Origin of the sequence: Paraburkholderia sp. SUR17 (assembly GCF_029536165.1) — a bacterium.
GTDB classification, from domain to species: Bacteria; Pseudomonadota; Gammaproteobacteria; order Burkholderiales; family Burkholderiaceae; genus Paraburkholderia; species Paraburkholderia kururiensis.
Map to the genome: position 1 here is coordinate 2,726,754 of NZ_CP120509.1, position 17,742 is coordinate 2,744,495.

13 protein-coding genes are annotated in these 17,742 nt (G+C 65.6%); 4 read left to right on the plus strand and 9 right to left on the minus strand.

Annotated features, from left to right (window positions below):
• Positions 1–129 precede the first annotated feature (129 nt).
• The gene (locus tag P2869_RS29400; protein WP_126875328.1) at positions 130–975 is read right to left on the minus strand and encodes a helix-turn-helix transcriptional regulator; all 846 of its coding nucleotides are present in this window, start codon (positions 973–975) and stop codon (positions 130–132) included.
• A 212-nt stretch (positions 976–1,187) separates the two neighbouring features.
• On the opposite strand from P2869_RS29400, the gene P2869_RS29405 reads away from it, so the two are divergent.
• The 3 genes from P2869_RS29405 (at position 1,188) to P2869_RS29415 (ending at position 5,777) form a co-directional block, all read left to right on the plus strand.
• Entirely contained in the window at positions 1,188–2,297 is a 1,110-nt protein-coding gene (locus P2869_RS29405; protein ID WP_277598813.1) for an extracellular solute-binding protein, read from the plus strand.
• A gap of 176 nt (positions 2,298–2,473) precedes the next feature.
• Positions 2,474–4,090 (plus strand): DUF3138 family protein, encoded by a 1,617-nt coding sequence (locus P2869_RS29410; protein WP_346833754.1) that lies wholly within the window; start codon positions 2,474–2,476, stop codon positions 4,088–4,090.
• 31 nt (positions 4,091–4,121) lie between these two features.
• Positions 4,122–5,777: an amidohydrolase gene (locus tag P2869_RS29415; protein WP_277598814.1), complete on the plus strand. Its 1,656-nt coding sequence runs from the start codon at positions 4,122–4,124 to the stop codon at positions 5,775–5,777.
• Positions 5,778–5,842: 65 nt separating this feature from the next.
• Here P2869_RS29415 and P2869_RS29420 read toward each other — a convergent pair whose 3' ends face one another.
• The 6 genes from P2869_RS29420 to P2869_RS29445 form a co-directional block, all read right to left on the minus strand.
• A complete protein-coding gene (locus P2869_RS29420; RefSeq protein ID WP_199540474.1) occupies positions 5,843–7,399 on the minus strand; it encodes an altronate dehydratase family protein in 1,557 nt (518 codons plus the stop codon).
• A complete protein-coding gene (locus tag P2869_RS29425; RefSeq protein WP_277598815.1) occupies positions 7,396–8,319 on the minus strand; it encodes an SMP-30/gluconolactonase/LRE family protein in 924 nt (307 codons plus the stop codon). Before P2869_RS29425 ends, P2869_RS29420 begins: the two co-directional genes overlap by 4 nt.
• A 60-nt stretch (positions 8,320–8,379) precedes the next feature.
• Entirely contained in the window at positions 8,380–9,435 is a 1,056-nt protein-coding gene (locus tag P2869_RS29430) for an ABC transporter permease (protein WP_240658653.1), read from the minus strand.
• Positions 9,432–10,370 (minus strand): ABC transporter permease, encoded by a 939-nt coding sequence (locus tag P2869_RS29435; protein WP_199540476.1) that lies wholly within the window; start codon positions 10,368–10,370, stop codon positions 9,432–9,434. The genes P2869_RS29430 and P2869_RS29435 overlap by 4 nt, the downstream gene beginning before the upstream one ends.
• Positions 10,367–11,878: a sugar ABC transporter ATP-binding protein gene (locus tag P2869_RS29440; RefSeq protein WP_277598816.1), complete on the minus strand. Its 1,512-nt coding sequence runs from the start codon at positions 11,876–11,878 to the stop codon at positions 10,367–10,369. Before P2869_RS29440 ends, P2869_RS29435 begins: the two co-directional genes overlap by 4 nt.
• 120 nt (positions 11,879–11,998) lie before the next feature.
• Entirely contained in the window at positions 11,999–12,985 is a 987-nt protein-coding gene (locus tag P2869_RS29445; RefSeq protein WP_033351014.1) for an ABC transporter substrate-binding protein, read from the minus strand.
• Positions 12,986–13,262: 277 nt separating this feature from the next.
• Here P2869_RS29445 and P2869_RS29450 point away from each other — a divergent pair, with 277 nt between their 5' ends.
• Positions 13,263–13,997, plus strand: a complete 735-nt coding sequence (locus P2869_RS29450) for a GntR family transcriptional regulator (RefSeq protein ID WP_017774804.1) — start codon at positions 13,263–13,265, stop codon at positions 13,995–13,997.
• Positions 13,998–14,090: 93 nt separating this feature from the next.
• Here P2869_RS29450 and P2869_RS29455 read toward each other — a convergent pair whose 3' ends face one another.
• Both P2869_RS29455 and P2869_RS29460 read right to left on the minus strand, forming a co-directional pair.
• Complete coding sequence (locus tag P2869_RS29455) at positions 14,091–15,902, minus strand: methyl-accepting chemotaxis protein (protein WP_277598817.1); 1,812 nt, start codon at positions 15,900–15,902, stop codon at positions 14,091–14,093.
• 145 nt (positions 15,903–16,047) lie between these two features.
• Entirely contained in the window at positions 16,048–17,598 is a 1,551-nt protein-coding gene (locus P2869_RS29460) for a methyl-accepting chemotaxis protein (RefSeq protein WP_277598818.1), read from the minus strand.
• Between the last annotated feature and the right edge of the window lie 144 nt (positions 17,599–17,742).

Sequence of the window (17,742 nt, forward strand, 5' to 3'; positions counted from 1 at the left end):
GCGGCTAGTCAATCGTCTTCTCGCTACGAGCGCACGTAAAAATCCCATCGTCTTCGATGATCGCCTGCGCGCATACCGGCGACCCGGTTTCGATCACGCGTTCCCCCAAGCACCGGCTCCTCCCTCGATTCACGCATAAACCAACGCCAGCAACTCCCGCCGCGAGGCCACGCCGAGCTTCGCGAACGCGCGCCGCGCGTAAGTTTCCACGGTCGATTGCTTGACGCCCAGCGCGCGGGCCACCGAATCCGTAGTCATGCCCTGCAGGAACGCGCGGCACACCGTCGCCTCGCGCGACGAGAGATTCACGCGCTGCTGCGCGAAATACGCGGCAAGCGCATCCGACCCCGTGGAGCGGGCCGGCGCGCCGCCTTGCGCCGCGTCGGGCACACGGCCATGCAGCGCCGCCAGCGGCAACAGCAGATGACCCAACTGCCGTAGCACGCTCAGCTCACGAATCGAAAACGCGGGCAGCCGCCGCGAGCGGCACACCGAGATCAGATAGCTTTCGCCCTGCGCGGTGCGTGCGAGCATGCACTCGTCGTGAATGTCGCCGGCGTCGTAGACCTTGTGGCGCAGCTCGCCGTCTTCTATGCCGTACACCGAGATCTGCGTGAGCGTGATGTCTTCGCCGCGCTCCTGCCGCATGACGGCCTTGTCGCGCTGCACGAAGCGCTCGAAGTAGACCTGCATGATGCGGCGGATGTCGTCGGGCCGCGTGCCGTGGCTGCCGATCCAGTCCACCTCGAAGGCGGGCGAATCGGCGCTGCTGCGCTCCAGATGCAGCGCGTCGCAGTCCACGAAACGCACCACGCACTCGTACAGGCTCGCGACGAACTCCGGCGTGCCCACCGCGCTCAGCACGGGCGCAAGCGCGTCCACCATGTTCACGAGCTGCGGCAGTTCGGGCAAGCGCGGCAGCGCAATGGTGGCGCTCGTGGGCGAGCCGGTCTCCCGCACGTCGGCACAATTCATAGGATTGCCTCTTGATCCAGCGTTGTTTCGCGCATGCATACCACGACAAAAACGGGTCGCCTATGAGGACGCCGCCTGAGAAGGCAGGACGACCCATGACGTCTGTCCCCCCGTGACGGGGACAGACGTGCCTTTTTCGCGTTCGTACACTGCATTCAACGGTCAAGCACACCGTCAACCACGCAGCCGGTCAACGCGGGATGGAGAAAAAAGTGAAAGCGAAAAATCTGTTCGGAGTGCGCTTCAAAACGGTCGCACTGGCGCTCACCGCCACGCTCTGCGCGGGCGCCCATGCCGAGCCCGAAGTCGTCAACGTCTACAACTGGGGCAACTCCATCGGCAAGGCAACCGTTGCCAACTTCGAGAAGGCGACCGGCATCCATGTCGTCTACCAGGAGTTCGACAGCAACGAAACGTTGCAGGCGAAGCTGCTCTCGGGCAACGCGGGCTACGACGTGGTGGTGCCCTCCGACGCGTTCTGGACGAAACAGCTGCAGGCCGGCGTCTACCGCCCTATCGACCGGACGAAGCTGCCGAACTACACGCTGCTCGACCCCAGGCTCATGACCATGCTCAGCGCCGACGACCCCGGCAACCACTACGGCATTCCGTGGACGTGGGGCACCGACGGCCTCGGCATCAACGTGGAGCGCGTGAAAGCAGCGCTCGGCAAAGACGCGCCGCTCGACAGCCTCGCGCTGCTGTTCGATCCGGCCAATGCGGCAAAGCTCAAGCATTGCGGCATCTCGCTGCTCGATTCGCCGCGCGACATGTTCGGCGCCGCGCTCATGTACATGCACCGCGACCCGAACAGCACCAATCCGCGCGACTATCAGGATGCGCTCGGCGTGCTCAAGGCGATTCGCCCTTATGTCTCGCAGTTCAGCACCGGCAGCTATATCTCGGACCTCTCGGGCGGCGACGTCTGCATCGCGTTCGGCTGGTCAGGCGACGTCAACGTCGCGCGGCGCGCGGCACTGGACTCGCATCGCTCGTATCACATCCAGTACGTGCTGCCGAAGGAAGGCAGCCCCATCTGGTTCGACGTGATGGCCATTCCGAAAGACGCGCCGCATCCCGAGGCCGCGCTCAAGTGGATCAACTTCGTGATCTCCGAGCAGGAGAGCGCGAACCTGACCAACGACACGTCGTACCCCACGGCCGTGCCGTCCGCGAACCGCCTCGTGCCGCACGAGGTGCTGGCCGACCCTGCCGTGTTCCCCACCGCCGAGCGGTTCGCGCAGTTGCAACCCGTCAAGCCGCTGCCCACGGACCTCAACCGCCTCATCACGCGGCTCTGGCAGCAGTACAAGGCCGACTAGCGCCGGCGCATGGCGCGAGGCGCCTCGCGCTGACAACACGACACACAGCGCCTCAACCACTCTCGATTCCGCTCGCCTTCCCTTTGCCGCCTGCGCCAGCACGCGGCCAGGGCCGGCTCGTCTCTACGGCTCATTTTCCACAGCTCATTTACGCTCATTTCTACGGGACCTTTACCGTGAAACTCAAGGCAATGGCACTCATCGCCGCCCTCACATTCGAGGCCACGGCACACGCGGCCGGCACGGGCGACGCCGCCGGCAGGGCAGACAAGCTCGACGCAGCGCTTGGCGCATTGCGCGCACAGATCGCCGAACTCCAGGCCGAGGTAAAAACGCTCAAGGCCGAGCAGCGCGCGAGCCAATCGAGGCCGAATACGCACGGCGAGGCGGCGGCAACGGCAGCAGCGCCTGCGGCTTCGACAATGGCAACGGCTTCGGCAAACGCAGCGCCCGCAGCGGCACAGCCCACCCCGATCGCGTCCGAAACCACCACGCTCGCGAACGACGACGTGCGCCAGATGCGCGAGCAGATCAACAACCTCTCGCTGAAAACCGACGCACTCGAAGACGCCGCCACGCACGGTCCCATTGCGGGCCTGAGCGTGACGGGCTACATCGACCCGGTCTACCTCTACAACCGTGCGCGCGGCGCGGGCAGCTTCCAGTTCCTGAACCACAACGCGGGCGTCTACGACTACTACGAGAGCACGATCGGCGACGTCTATCTCGACATCAAGAAGACCTTCGGCGTGGGACCGCTCGCGCCTGCCGCGGAACTCGTGATCGAGCCGAATCGCGGTGCCGGCAATGGCCTCACCAACGAGCGCGGCGGCGTGGGCAACAACATCGTGACGCAGGCCGACGCCACCGTGCCGCTCAATTCGCTCACCACGCTCGTGGCGGGCCTCGTGCCGAGCCCCATCGGTTACGAGTTCCAGCCTTCGAACCAGATGGTCACACTCACGCACAACCTGCTGTTCGACTTCAGCGAGCCCGGCAGCATCCTGGGCGTGGGCGTAAAGGGCAACAACGCCACCATGACGCGCTTCTGGCAGGTGTTCGTTGCCAACGAGCAGTTGCACACGGCGGGCACCGTGGCCTCCGGCCCGAACAACACGTCGCACAGCAACTGGCTGCCCTCGCTCGTGGTGCGCTACGACAGCGTGCCTTCCACGGCGCTCGACATCGGCGTGGCCGGCATGGTTGGCCGCAGCACGCTGCTCTCGCCGTGCGCGAGCGGGTACGGCTACCAGTGCAACTCGTCGTCGCCGTTCGGGATGATGCGTTACATCGAAACCGACCTCACCTACACACGCGACAAGCTGCAACTCAACGCACAGCTCGATTACGGCGAGCAGCAAAAGGGTGCATGGAACGGCGGCACCGCGCGCTGGTACGGCTTGTCGCTGCAAGGCCACCGCAAGTGGACGAGCGCGTGGCTGGGCCACATGGGCGCGACGCTGCGCTTCGACTATCTCGACAACTCCGCCAACGGCGGCGGCGCGCCGAACATTGCTTACGGGCTCTCCGGGTCCGTGCCGTCCGTGAACCCGACGAGCGGCTTCGGCCTCGACCCGGCGTGCTGGCGCGCCTCCACGACAAACGGCACGGAATGCAAGGGCGCGCGCCGCTACGACCTCACCGCGGACCTGCTGTTCTACCCCACCGACCAGATCACCGTGAAGCTCGAATACCGCCACGACCAGGCGAACCACCCCGTGTTCCTGATGAACGACGGCAGCTATTCGCGCAGCAATGATTTGCTCGCCGCGCAGTTCCTCTATTCGTTCTGATTTGCTTGATTCGTTCTAACCGCTATCGCTTATGACCTTCGTTTCCGAACTCGACGCCACAAGCTCCAGCTACCGCGATCACACCTTCTACAACGCCGCCGTCTACACGGGCGGCACCCATCCGCGCTACGTGGACTGCATGGTGACGCGCGCGGGCCGCGTGGCCTGGGTGGGCGAGCACGCGCAGCTACCCGACGCGTTTCGCGGCGGCGCGGCCACCGACCTGCGCGGCCGCATGGTGGTGCCTTCGTTCACAGATTCGCACGCGCATCCGGTAGACGGTTTCCAGCTGACCTGCGACGCCGACCTGGGCGGCATCCAGACCTTCGAGGGCATCCGAGCCGCCGTACAGCATTGCGCGCAGACGCATCCGCAGCGCACGTGGGTGGTGGCGGGCAACGTCGTGCTGGAAGCACTCGGCGAGCGATTGAACCGTGAAGCGCTGGACACAATGGTGCCCGACCGTCCGCTGCTGCTGATCGGCTACGACGTGCATTCGGGCTGCCTCAACACGGCGGCGCTGCGCCTGCTCGGTATCGATGCCTCCACGCCCGACCCCGAAGGCGGCATCTACGGCCGCGCCGCCAACGGCGAGCCGAATGGTCTCGTGCATGAAGCCGCGCTGTACCGGCTCTTCTCTTACCTGCCGCAAATGAGCCCGGTGGAATCCGCAGCGGCGTTGCGCAAGGCATTGCAGCAGGCGCACCGCTTCGGCGTGACGGGATGGTTCGACGCGATGGTGGGCCAACGTCTCGTCGAGGCTTATAAGCGTGCCGACGACGCAGGCGAACTGCTCGCGCACGTGAGCCTTGGTCTGCTCGTGTCGCCCACGCTGCCACTCGCACCGCAGATCGAGAAGATGAAGCACTGGCGCGCGTCATGCTCCACGGACCGCGTTCGCGCCCACACGGCGAAGATCTTCATCGACGGTGTGGTGGAAAGCCATACCGCGGCGCTGCTCGCGCCCTACGCCGACGCACCGCACGCAGGCGAAGCGCATTGGGCGCCCGCGCAGTTGCGCGAAGCGGTGTTCGCCGCCGACGCAGCGGGCTTCGATCTGCACTTCCACACGGTGGGCGATCGAGCGGTGCGCATGGCGCTCGACGCGCTCGATGGGCTGAACCGCGAGCGCGGCCCAGCCCATCTACGTGACCGCCGTGCGCAGCTCGCGCACGTGCAACTCATCGACGCGAGCGATGTGCCGCGCTTTCGCGAGACCGGTGCAATTGCGTCCATTCAGGCGGTCTGGGCCAACATGGAGCCTGCATTGCGGCAGCTTTATACGTCGCTGCTGGGCGACGCGCGCATGGAGCGGCAGTACGTGTTCGCGGAATTGCAGCGCGCGGGCGCGATGCTCTCGGGTGGTTCGGACTGGCCGGTCTCCACGCAGAACCCGCTCGTGGCATTCGAAAGCGCCATGCGGCGCGCGACGCTCGGCGACCCGCGCGCCGTCGCGTTTCTGCCCGCGCAGTGCGTGGACCTCGACACGATGTTGCAGGCCTATACGTACCACTCGGCGTTCAGCCTGCGCCTTGACGATGCACTGGGCACGCTGGCCGCGGGGCGGCCGGCATCGTTTGCGGTACTGGAGCAAGACCTGCGCACGGTGCTGCCGCACGAAGTCGCGCAGGTGGATGTCGCGATGACGGTGTTCGAGGGGAAAGCGGTCTACGGCGCAGTGGAGTAAGCGAAGCTCGCGAAGACAGTCCTGCGCAGATTCAACGCAGGCCCCAACACAGCGCCGCTTCGCGCTCACATGATCGCGCCCAACTGCCAGGGCACGAACTCGTTCTGTCCGTACCCGTGCAGTTCGCTCTTCGTGCGTTGCCCCGACGCCGTGGCCAGCATCAACCGGAAGATCTCTTCGCCGGCCTGATCGACGGTCTGCTCGCCGTCCAGAATGCGGCCGCAGTTCACGTCGATGTCCTCTTCCTGCCGCTGCCACAGCGTGCTGTTGGTGCCCAGCTTCAGCGACGGCGACGGCGCGCATCCATAGGCCGAGCCGCGCCCGGTCGTAAAGCAGATGAGGTTCGCGCCGCCCGCCACCTGGCCCGTGGCGGAGACCGGGTCGTAGCCCGGCGTATCCATGAACACGAGGCCATGCGCGCGTACGGGTTCGGCGTATTCGTAGGTTTCGACCAGCCGCGTCGTGCCGCCCTTCGCCACCGCGCCCAGCGACTTTTCGAGGATCGTGGTGAGCCCGCCCGCCTTGTTGCCCGCCGACGGATTGTTGTTCATGTTCGCGTTGAGCCGCGCGCAATACGCTTCCCACCAGCGCACGCGCGTAATCAGCTTCTTGCCGACTTCGCGCGAAATGGCGCGGCGCGTGAGCAGATGCTCCGCGCCGTAGATTTCAGGCGTCTCCGAAAGAATGGCCGTGCCGCCGTGCGCGACGAGCCGGTCCACGGCCGCGCCCAACGCCGGGTTCGCCGTGATGCCCGAGTAGCCGTCCGAGCCGCCGCATTGCAGGCCCACCATCAGATGCTTCGCCTCCACGGGCTCGCGCGTTACGCGATTCGCGTCCGCGAGCAGCGCCTGCACCTGCTCGATGCCGGCGGCCACCGTGCGCGCCGTGCCGCCCGTCTGCTGGATCGTCAGCGTGCGCAGCCGCGCGCTGCGCTCCAGATGCTCGGACGCGACGAGCCCGTCGATCTGGTTCGTCTCGCAGCCCAGCCCCACGATCAGCACCGCGTAGAAGTTCGGATGCCGCGCATAGCCCGCAAGCGTGCGGCGCAGCACGGCGAGCGGCTCGCCTTCGGCGTCGAGCGCACAGCCCTGGCCGTGCGTGAGCGCCACCACGCCGTCCACGTTCGGATAGTGTTCGAGCGCTTCAGGGTGAATGTCGCGGCGGAAGTGATCGGCAATGGCGCGCGCCACCGTGGCCGAGCAGTTCACCGAAGTCAGGATACCGACGTAATTGCGCGTGGCAATGCGGCCGTCGTCGCGGCGAATACCGAGGAAGGTGGCGGGCTGCGCCGCCATCGCGGTTTCGTGCGCTTCCTCGCCGTAGGCGTAGTCGCGCTCGAAGTCGCCCATCGAAAGGTTATGCGTGTGCACGTGTTCGCCGCGGCGAATCGGCTTGCTCGCAAAGCCGATAATCTGGCCGTAGCGGCGCACCGGCGCGCCCGCGTTGATGTCGCGCAGCGCCACCTTGTGGCCCGGCGGAATCAGGCCCGCCACGTTGCCTTCGTCGTCCAGTCGCGCGCCGGGCATCAGTTGCTCGCGTGCAATCGCCACGTCGTCGCGTGCGTCGAGCAGGATCAGCGCCTTCGCGAGGTTGCGAGGCGCAGCGATTTCAGAGGGCGTCATGACCGGTCTCCATAAGTGGCCGCGCCGCGCACGCCGACATAAAGCGAATACAGCGACGTGCTCGCCGCAATGAACAGCCGGTTGCGATTCGGGCCGCCGAACACGAGGTTCGCCACCGTCTCCGGCACAAGAATCTTGCCGAGCAGCGTGCCGTCCGGCGCGTAGCAGTGAATGCCGTCCTCCGCGCTGGTCCAGACGTTGCCGTGCTCGTCCACGCGCATGCCGTCGGGCACGCCGGGGGCCACGTCGACGAAGATGCGCCCGTTACGTAGCGTGCCGTTCGCGTTCACGTCGAATACGCGGATGTGATGCGGGCCGCCTTCGATATGCGACGACCCCGAATCTGCCACGTAGAGCCGCGATTCGTCGGGCGAAAACGCGAGGCCGTTGGGCTTGGCGAAGTCGTCGGCCACGGGCGTCACCGCGCCATTCTCAGGCGACACGCGATACACGTTGCAGTTGCCGATTTCGCTCGGTGCGCGGTAACCCTCGTAGTCGCTCAGGATGCCGTAGTCGGGGTCGGTGAACCATATCGAGCCGTCCGAGCGCACGATCACGTCGTTCGGCGAATTGAGCCGCTTGCCTTCGTAGCGGTCCGCGATCACGGTGATGCGACCGTCGTGCTCCGTGCGCGTCACGCGCCGCGTGCCGTGCTCGCAGGTGACGAGACGGCCTTCGCGGTCCAGCGTGTTGCCGTTGCTGAAATTCGAGCACGCGCGGAACACGCCCACGCCTGCGCCGGGCACCCAGCGCAGCATGCGGTTGTTCGGAATGTCGCTCCACGCGAGGAATTCGGCGGCGGGAAACCAGACCGGCCCTTCGGCCCACATGCAGCCGCCCGCGAGCTTTTCGAACTGTGCGTTCGGTTGCAGCAGCGCCCGAAAGCGGGCGTCGTGGACTTCGTATTCGTTGGGTTGCATTGTTGGACCCTCGTTCTGTCGTTTTGTAGCAAATGGCAAAACAGCGTGCATACAAGATGGCTAGCGCGCGGGCCGACCGCCCGCCAGCGCCACCACGGCGATGATCAGGAGCCCGTACACCACCGAGCGCACGCCGGCACCGGCGCCCAGCGCATTGAGCATGGCGTTGGTGAGGAACAGGAACATCGAGGCGCCCCACACGCCCGCCACGGATGCGCGGCCGCCCGTCACCAGCGTGCCGCCGATCACCACCACCGCGACGGAAATCAGCATGTACTCCACGCCCATGTCGAGCGCCGCGCCGCCCGACACGGCGGCCAGCAGCAGGCCCGTGAGCGCGGCGAAGGTGGCGCACAACATGTACGTGAGGCAGCGCACGCGCTCCACCTTCACGCCGGCAAGCCACGCCGCACGCGCGTTCTGCCCAAGCGCCGAGAGACCGCGGCCGAACACCGTGCGATAGAGCAGCAGCGCCAGCACGATCGAAATGACGAGCACGAGCCACGCGACGTTCGGCAAACCGATGAAGCGATCGTGCGAGAAAGCCTGCAGCGCCGGCGGCGGAGGCGGCATGTCGCGGCTTTGCGTAATCGCGACGGACTGCACGATGAAGCTCGACGAGAGCGTGGCGATGATGGGCGGAATGCGCAGCAGGCGGATCAGCAGATAGTTCGCCAGGCCGATCAGCACGCCCACGGCGAGCGCCACACCAATGCCCGCCGCGATCATGCTGTCCTGGCTCTTCATGACCTGCACGCCCACCACACCGCTCAACGCGATGGCCGACGGGATCGAAAGATCGACGTTGCCGGGGCCCGCCGTGATGACGAGCATCTGGCCGAGGCCCACGAACACCATGAAGATAGCGAACACGAGCGCCGTTGCGACCACGTTGCCCGCAATCCCGAAGCCGAACACGCCCGCGATCACGAGCCACACGAGCACCGCGCCCACCACGGACCAGAGCCACGGCGCCTGCGATGGCTTGAAGCGAGAAGCCAGTTGCGAGAGCGGCGTGCCTGCACTGGATTCGTCGCGTTCGTGCTGCGGGTCGCGCGCGTGATGAACAGCCGGCACGGGCTCCACCTCGCGGCGGGTTTCCTGGGCGCCGCTCATTGTTCGCCTCCCCGTTGTTGCAACAGCACGCGCAGCGAGAGCACGACGATCAGAATCGCGCCCTGCACGGCGATCTGCCAGTCCGACGACACATTGAGAAAGGCGAGGAACGACGCCGCCAGCGTAAGCGTCACCGCGCCCAGCACGGCGCCGATCACGGAAACGCGGCCGCCCACGAATTCGCCGCCGCCCAGAATCACCGCGGCAATGGACATCAACGTGTAGCGCAACGCGAGGTTGGCATCCGCGGACGTGGTGAGCCCGAGCAGACACAGTCCCGAAAGCACGCCGAAGAGCGCCGCCACCGCATAGAGCGTGGCCTTGCTGCGCACAAGCGACCAGCCGAAGCGGCTCATCGCGCGCGGATTGCCGCCCGCGCCGCGCAAACGCACACCCACCGACGAACGCATCAACAGCAGATGCCCCGCCACGGCAATCACCGTGGACCACAGAATGGGCGCGGCAACGAGTGGCGTCTGATAGCCCATCACCGTGCTGATCCACGCCGGACTCGTGCCGCCCGGCGAAGGCAGCAGCAGCACCGCCAGGCCGTTCCAGACGAACGAAAGACCGAGCGTGACGACGATGGACGGAATCTGGCGCATCTCCACGAGCGCGCCCACGGCCGCATACAGCACCACGCAGCCCGCGAGCGCCGCCACGCCGATAAGCGGCTGGTTCACGAGCAGCGTGGCGCCGATGCAGGCCACGAGGCTCACGAACGGGCCAATCGAAAGATCGAGGTCGTTCGCGGTGATGATGGCAAGTTGCGCGAGCGTGGCCAGCACGAGCGGCACGGCCAGATTCAGCAACAGCCCCAGGCCGAAGTAGCTGAACGTAGCCGGCTGCAGAAAGAAGATGGGCACGAGCACCGCCACCAGCGAGAACGCGGGCAGCAACGCGCGCAGACGCGCCCGGTCGAGCGTGAGCGTCATGCGTGGGCCTCCTCGAAGCTGGCCGCCAGCAGCGACTGCTCGTTGCATTCGTGCGCGAGCAGCATGCGCGTGATGCCGCCCGCGCGAAACACGTAGGTGCGGTCGCAGTAGGCGAATTCGTCGTTCTCGGTGGTGTACCAGATGAACGTGCGGCCGCGCGCGGCCTCGTTGCGCACGAGTTGGTAGATGTCGCGCTTGGTGCCGATGTCGACGCCGCGCGTGGGGTCGTCCATGAGAATCAGTTGGGCATCCGAAGCGAGTGCGCGTGCGAACAGCACCTTCTGCTGGTTGCCGCCCGAAAGCGAAAGGATGTTGGCTTTCATCGGCGCACCGCGAATGCCGATGCGTTCGCGCCATGCGTCGGCCACATCCTGCGCGGCGCGTCCGTCGATCAAACTGGGCAAGCCCGGTCGCCGCGCAGTGCCATTCTTCATGCGGTCGAGCAGCCAGCGAATGTCGAGGTTCTGCGCGATGGACCACAGCGGAAACACGCCGTCGCGTGCGCGGTCACCGGCTACGAACGCCACGCGCTCATGGCTTTTCGTGGCCACTTCGTAGATCGAGAGCAGCGCCTCGCTCTGCCCCTGGCCCGCCAGACCCGCAAGGCCGATCACCTCGCCTCGTGGCGCTTCGATGTTCCATTGCCGATGCGCGCCGAGCGCCCAGCGCCAGGCGGCCACGCCCTGCGAGGCGGCGCTGCGTGCGCCTTGCGCGGCGGCGGCATCGGGCTCGACGTCCACGTGCTGGCCCATCGCGCGAATGATCGCGTCGTGCGTGATCGACTCGCGCGGCAGCACGGCGGCCACGCGCCCATCGCGCATCACGAGCACGCGGTGCGCGGCTTCGGCGATCTCGCCCAGCATGTGGCTGATGAGAATGGTGGCGATGCCGCGCTCGCCCGCACGGCGGATGTATGCGAGCAATTGCTGGGCCGTGTGCGCGTCCAGACTCGAGGTAGGCTCGTCGAGAATCACGAGCTTGACGGGGTCGCCCGTCACCGTGAAGGCGCGCGCAATTTCGACCATCTGACGCTGCGTGAGCGTGAGGTCGCCGATCAATTCATGGCCCTTCAGCCCGTGGCCCGGAAAGATCGCGTCGAGCTGTTCGCGCATGAGGCGCGTGGCGCGCTTGCGCCAGTCGCCGCCGTGCAGCCCGGGATGCACGATGGTCATGTTCTCGGCCACGCTCAGGTTCGCGCAAAGCGATAGCTCCTGAAACACGCAGCGCACGCCCGCGGCACGCGCGGCGTTGGGATCGTAGTGACTCACCTCGCGACCATCGATGGCAAGGGTGCCCTCTTCGGGCAGGAACACGCCCGTCAGCACCGCCATCAGCGTGGACTTGCCCGCGCCGTTGTGGCCGGCAATGCCCACGCACTCGCCCGCGCGAAAATCGAAGCTTACGTTGGAGAGCGCCTTCACGCGCCCGAACGTCTTGCCGATGCCGGCAAGGCGGATCAGCACCTCGGCGTGCTGCGGCGTGGCGTTCGATACAGCTGGATCGTTCAATGCCCGACTCCCTGGTGTCGTGTCTTTCGCGGTGCCGCCTGCAACGTTTTGCGACGTGTTTTGCGATGCTGCGGCGCGCATGACGAACACTGCGCGCCGCGCTTCACGCCTGACGGCAACCTACTTCGCGTCCACCACCTTGAGCACTTCGTCGCGCGTATAGAGCTTGTTCGCGAGCCCGCCTTGCGGGGTCTTCGCGAGCACGCTGTCGAGCTGGTCGGCCTGCACTTCGAGCAGCGGCATCTGGACGTCGTGCGGCAGCTTCTTGCCCGCGAGCAGCTGTTGCGCCACCCAGAACGCGAAGGTCGAGCAGCCCGGCGGAATGGTGACGGAAAGCGTGTCGTAGTTGCCCGTCTTGCGCTGCGCCGCCCACCAGGCGAGTTCTTCCTGGCGGTTGCCGAGAATGATGATGGGCGTGGGTCGACCGGCTTCCTTGATCGCGTTGGCCGCGCCGTAGCCGTCGCCGCCTTGCGCCACGACGCCGTCGATCTTCGGCAGCGTGGGCAGAATGCCGGCCACCTGCTTCTGCGCTACCGTCTGCGTCCAGTCGCCATGCACCGAGCCGACAACCTTGAGGCCCGGATACTTCTTGAGTTCGTCCACGATGCCGCGATGAATTTCGTCGTCCACCGAAACGCCCGCCAGCCCGCGAATTTCGAGCAGGTTGCCCTTGCCGTTCAGGCGCTTCGCCATGTAATCCACCTGCATGGAGCCGAGCTTGTGGAAGTCCACGGCAATGCGATAGGCGCAGGGTTCGGTGGCAATGCCGTCGAACGTGACCACCGTCACGCCGGCTCCGCAGGCCTGCTTGATGACACCGTTGAGCGCGGTGGGCGACGCGGCGTCGATCACGATGGCCTTGTAGCCCTGGAGGATCAGGTTCTGGATCTGCTGCGCCTGCTCGGTGGCCTGGTTCTCCGCGGTGGTGAAGGTGGGGGCCGCCGCCACGACGCCGGACTTCACGGCCGGGTCTGCCACCTCGGCCCAGCTTTTCAACATGGTCTGCCGCCAGCTGTTGCCCGCGTAGTTGTTGGAAAGCGCGATTTTCATGGATGAGGTGTTGCCGGTGGCGGCCTGCCCATACGCCATGCCGACAGCGCCGGCCATGCAGAGTCCGAGAACTGCTGAAGCGAGTAACGAACGCACTTGCTGTCTCCTTTCTGTTATGTGCGGACACGCGCATTGCCGCGTGTGTTGCCTGATGAAGCTTGGCCAGGCCGGCAGCGGACGGCGACGCGGCGGGAAGGCGTGACCGGTGGCGGCGACTGTGCCGATGGCACTAACGGTCGCAGCAGGCAACTAATATACTAGTTGAACGGCTCGCTGTGAGCATTTCCACGAGCATTTTTTTGTCTTCCGTCGCCGGCCGCATTACCCTGCCCCCATGAAATCAGAACGTAACGATCCACAGCAGTTCATCGCACGCGTGCTGCCCGGCAAGCCGGCCCTAGACCGCGCGCAGCCGCTTTCCACGCAAATCTACAAGCTGTTGCGCGAAGCTATTGTGACTATGGCGATCCTGCCGGGGGATGTGATCTTCGAACGCGCGCTCAGCGAGACGCTCGGCATTTCCCGCACGCCCGTGCGCGAAGCGCTTCAGCAGCTCGCACGGGAAGAACTGGTGACGATTGCCGCGCAGTCCGGCACGTTCGTCGCGCCCGTGCGCCGCGAGCAGTTCGCCGAAAGCGCACTGCTGCGGCGCGTGCTGGAAAGCGCCAGCATTCGCCGTGCTGCCGAGTGCATCAGCGACCGTGAGCTGCATCTGCTGCACGACATTCAGGAAATGCACCGGCGCGCCGTGGAACGCGGCGATTCGGTGGAATCGATCCGCCAGGACAACCGCTTTCACACGACGGTGGGCAGTGCAGCGCAGTTGCCGAAAGCGCTCCAGCTGATCGAACTGGTGCGCGCGCCGATTGACCGCGTGCGCTACGTCACGGCCCGCGAGCCCGAAGAAGGCGCGCTCACGCTCGCGCAGCACCAGCAGGTGATCGACGCACTCGTGCGGCACGATCCCGATGCCGCCGAGCGTGCCCTGCTCGCTCATCTCGACGATGCGCTACAGCGCCAGCAGCGTGTGTTCGATGCACACGTGGATTTGTTCGAGAGCGAGGAATGAAAAAGGGCGGCCTGTGCCGCCCTTGAGCCCTGGAAGCACCGCGCGTGCTTCGTGATCCGTTAGTGATCCGTCAGCGATACGTTGGCCGTTCGCTTAACCCCGCGCCCCCGCAAGCCTGAATCCACCCACCGCCTGAGCGAGCCTCTCGGCCTCTTCGCGCAAGAGCGCCGCCGATGCCGCCGACTGCTCCACCAGCGCCGCATTCTGCTGCGTCGAATGATCGAGCTGCGAAAGCGCCTGGTTGACCTGACCGAGCCCGGTGCTCTGCTCGTTCGTCGCCACGCTGATTTCGCCGATCACGTTCGTAATGCCGCGCACGCCTTCCACAATTTCGTCCATCGTCGTGCCCGCGGTCTGCACGAGGCGCGAACCCGCCTCGATCTTCCCGACCGACGACTCGATCAGCGTCTTGATTTCCCGCGCCGCCTGCGCGCTGCGCTGCGCAAGCGCGCGCACTTCGCCGGCCACCACCGCGAAGCCGCGGCCGTGTTCGCTGGCGCGCGCCGCCTCCACCGCCGCATTGAGCGCGAGGATGTTGGTCTGGAAGGCGATGCCGTCGATCACGCCGATGATGTCCGCAATCTCCGTCGAGGCCTGGGTGATCTGGTTCATCGTGGAAACCACTTCGCTTACCACCTGGCCGCCGCGCATCGCGACACCGGAGGCCGATGCCGCGAGCTGGCTCATCTGCGCCACCGCATCTGCGGAGTTGCGTGCGGTGCCCGCAATCTCTTCGAGTGCGGCAGCGGTTTGCTCGAGGCTCGACGCGGTGTGCTCGGTACGGCTCGACAGATCCTGGTTGCCTTGCGCAATCTCCGAGCTGGCCACACGCACCGACTCGCTACTCTCGCGAATCTGCAACAGCGTCGTGCTGATTTTTCCGGTGAACAGGTTGAAGGCGCGCGCGATCTGCGCGGCTTCGTCGTTACCCTCTGCGGGCAGGCGCTTCGAGAGATCGCCGCTGCCGCTGCTCACGTCGTTGAGCGCGTCGCGCACGAGCAGGATGCGCCGGAACGCAGCATTCGTGAGCGCGCCCACCAGCGCCGCCGCCACCAGCACGATGACGACGATGCAGACGAGCGTCGTGGCGGCCACGGCGCGCATGCCGGCCGTCACGTCCGACTTGTCGAGCGCCAGCACGAGGCGCCAGTCGGTGCCGGCAATCGGCTCGGCGCGCAGCAGCTTCGTTGCGCCGTCGATGGTCACTTCGATGGGCGCGTCGGCCGACTGCAGCGAATCGAGCGCCTGGGCCGTGAGGTCCGGCGAAAGATCGGTGGCCGGCTTCATGATGAGATCGGTCTTGCCGAGGGCCAGCAGATTGCCGCTCTTGTCGACGAGAAACGCCGAACTTGCCGGCGTGGGATGAATGGCGGCCACGATGCCGCTCACGCCCTCCAGCAGCACGCCCGCGGCGATGGCGCCTTTCATCGAACTGTCACGCATGACGGGCGCAACGAACGAGAACGTGGGCTTGCCCGTCACCGCATCGCGATAGATGCTGGTCACGATGGGATGGCCTGCGGCCACCACCTGCTTGTACCAGGGCCGCGCCGTGGGATCGTAGCCGGCCGGCAGCGGCGTGGGCGAGTAAGCCGTCTTGTCGGCCAGACCCATCGTCACCGCAATGAAACCGCCGGACTGCATGACGAGCCGCAGGGACGGCATCGGGTCGCCCTCGCCCACGGGCACCGCGTCGGCCAGCACGCCCACCTGCTTCGCCCGGCTTGCAATCCATTGGTCGATGGCGAGCGCCTGGCCTGCGAGCGTCGACTTCAGGTTCTCGTTGATGGTCTCGTCGTTGTGCTGCTTGACCACGACATAGACAAGACCGCCGGTAACAATAAGCGCCGTGGCGACGATAGCGACACAGGTCGCGAGAATGCGCGCTCGGATCGATGCAAGCATGCTGAGTTTTTCCTTTCTTATTCGTGACGATGGGTGACTGACTTCCGGAAAAAAGATCTCCGGACGGTTTATCGGCACGAAGGGGAAAAACTTGTGTATCGAACCAGTGTTGGGTCGATGTAATGCGGCTCGCGAAACGCGCTGATTAAGCGACCACTGGGTTGCCGCTCTCCACCTTGAAAGCGCCCACCGTGAGCGCAAGCTGGTTCGCCTGCTCGTGCAAGGAGCCCGCTGCGGCAGCAGCCTCTTCCACGAGCGCGGCGTTCTGCTGCGTTACCTGGTCCATCTGGCCCATGGCCTGGTTGATCTGCTCGATGCCAAGGCTCTGCTCTTCGCTCGCCGCCGTGATGTTGCCCATGATGTCGGTCACACGCTGCACGCTGTGCAGGATTTCGTCCATCGTCGCACCGGCCTGGGCGACCAGTTCGCCGCCCATATCCACGTTGGCCACTGAACCGCCAATCAGGTCTTTGATTTCCCGCGCCGCTGCCGCTGAGCGTTGCGCCAGGTTGCGCACTTCGCCTGCCACAACGGCGAAGCCGCGTCCGTCTTCGCCCGCGCGTGCCGCTTCCACTGCCGCGTTCAGCGCAAGAATGTTGGTCTGAAAAGCGATGCCGTCGATGACGCCGATGATGTCCACCATCTTGCCCGCCGACACCTTGATGTCGTTCATCGTATCCACCACCTGCCGGACCACGGTGCCGCCCTTCACCGCGACCTCGGACGCGGACCGCGCCAGATGATCGGCCTGCCGTGCGTTGTCCGCGTTCTGCCTGACGGTGCTGGTGAGCTGCTCCATGGACGCCACCGTTTCTTCGAGCGAACTCGCCTGCTCTTCCGTGCGCGACGACAGATCGAGGTTGCCGTTCGCGATCTGGCTCGACGCAGAGGCGATCGTGTCCGCGCCGTGATGCACTTTGCGCACGATCTGCTTGAGGCTTTCGTTCATGTCCTTGAGCGAGTGCAGCAACTGGCCGGTCTCGTCGTTCGTTCTTACTTCGATGTGGCTCGTAAGATCGCCCGAGGCCACGGTACGCGCCACGCGCACCGCCTCGCCCAACGGATGCGTAATAGAGCGCGTAATGGCCCACGCGAAGCCAATGCCCATCAAGACAGCCGCCACGCCCAGTTCGACCATCAGATGCCGTGCCGAGTCGATGTCTTGCCGGCCACGCTCGGCACTCGCTTTGACGAGTCTGGTCTGCCAGTCGACCATGTCTTTGATGTGCGCCTGGAGCGTATCCAGCGCCGGCAGCGTTGCGCCGTTCAACGTCGCGGTAGCTTCGTCGCGTTTGCCGTCTTTGAGCTGCTGCGCGACCTCGCTGAAAGACTTCACGTAGGCGACGCGCGCAGCAGTGGTCTCTTCGAGCTGCGCCTTCTCTTCGGGCCCTTCGGCCAGCGTGCCGAGCGTATTCAGCGCATCGGTAATCGCCTTCTTGTTGCCTTCGATACGCTCGTATATCGCGGCAACTTTGCTCGCGTCCGTCGTGACGAACAGCTCCATGGTGCTGCGAGCGTTCGCACGTGTGAGCACATCGATGGTGTGGGCCGCGTCGGCCTTGACCCATTCGGTGCCTACCAGCCTGTCGTTGATATTGCCGATGCCCGTCAGCCGAACGAGTCCCACCACGATCAAAGCCGTCATGAGCAACAGGACAAAGCCGAAGCCCGCGCCAAGGCGCACTCCGATTCTCATATTTCCCAGATACATGCTGAATTCCGCCGTAGTTTCGAAGATGTTCTGTCCGTTTCGTGCCCGGATCTTATCTTGCGATATCGATATTGGATCCGCTTTCCTGCATCAAATCCTTATGCTTCATGAGTCAAGGCAGCGAAGTGT

Coding starts and splice junctions, on each gene's coding strand:
- P2869_RS29400 (WP_126875328.1), bottom strand. CDS start 975: ATGAATTGTGCCGACGTGCGGGAGACCGGCTCGCCCACGAGCGCCACC.
- P2869_RS29430 (WP_240658653.1), bottom strand. CDS start 9,435: ATGAGCGGCGCCCAGGAAACCCGCCGCGAGGTGGAGCCCGTGCCGGCT.
- P2869_RS29460 (WP_277598818.1), bottom strand. CDS start 17,598: ATGAGAATCGGAGTGCGCCTTGGCGCGGGCTTCGGCTTTGTCCTGTTG.
- P2869_RS29435 (WP_199540476.1), bottom strand. CDS start 10,370: ATGACGCTCACGCTCGACCGGGCGCGTCTGCGCGCGTTGCTGCCCGCG.
- P2869_RS29415 (WP_277598814.1), top strand. CDS start 4,122: ATGACCTTCGTTTCCGAACTCGACGCCACAAGCTCCAGCTACCGCGAT.
- P2869_RS29455 (WP_277598817.1), bottom strand. CDS start 15,902: ATGCTTGCATCGATCCGAGCGCGCATTCTCGCGACCTGTGTCGCTATC.
- P2869_RS29445 (WP_033351014.1), bottom strand. CDS start 12,985: ATGGCCGGCGCTGTCGGCATGGCGTATGGGCAGGCCGCCACCGGCAAC.
- P2869_RS29420 (WP_199540474.1), bottom strand. CDS start 7,399: ATGACGCCCTCTGAAATCGCTGCGCCTCGCAACCTCGCGAAGGCGCTG.
- P2869_RS29450 (WP_017774804.1), top strand. CDS start 13,263: ATGAAATCAGAACGTAACGATCCACAGCAGTTCATCGCACGCGTGCTG.
- P2869_RS29425 (WP_277598815.1), bottom strand. CDS start 8,319: ATGCAACCCAACGAATACGAAGTCCACGACGCCCGCTTTCGGGCGCTG.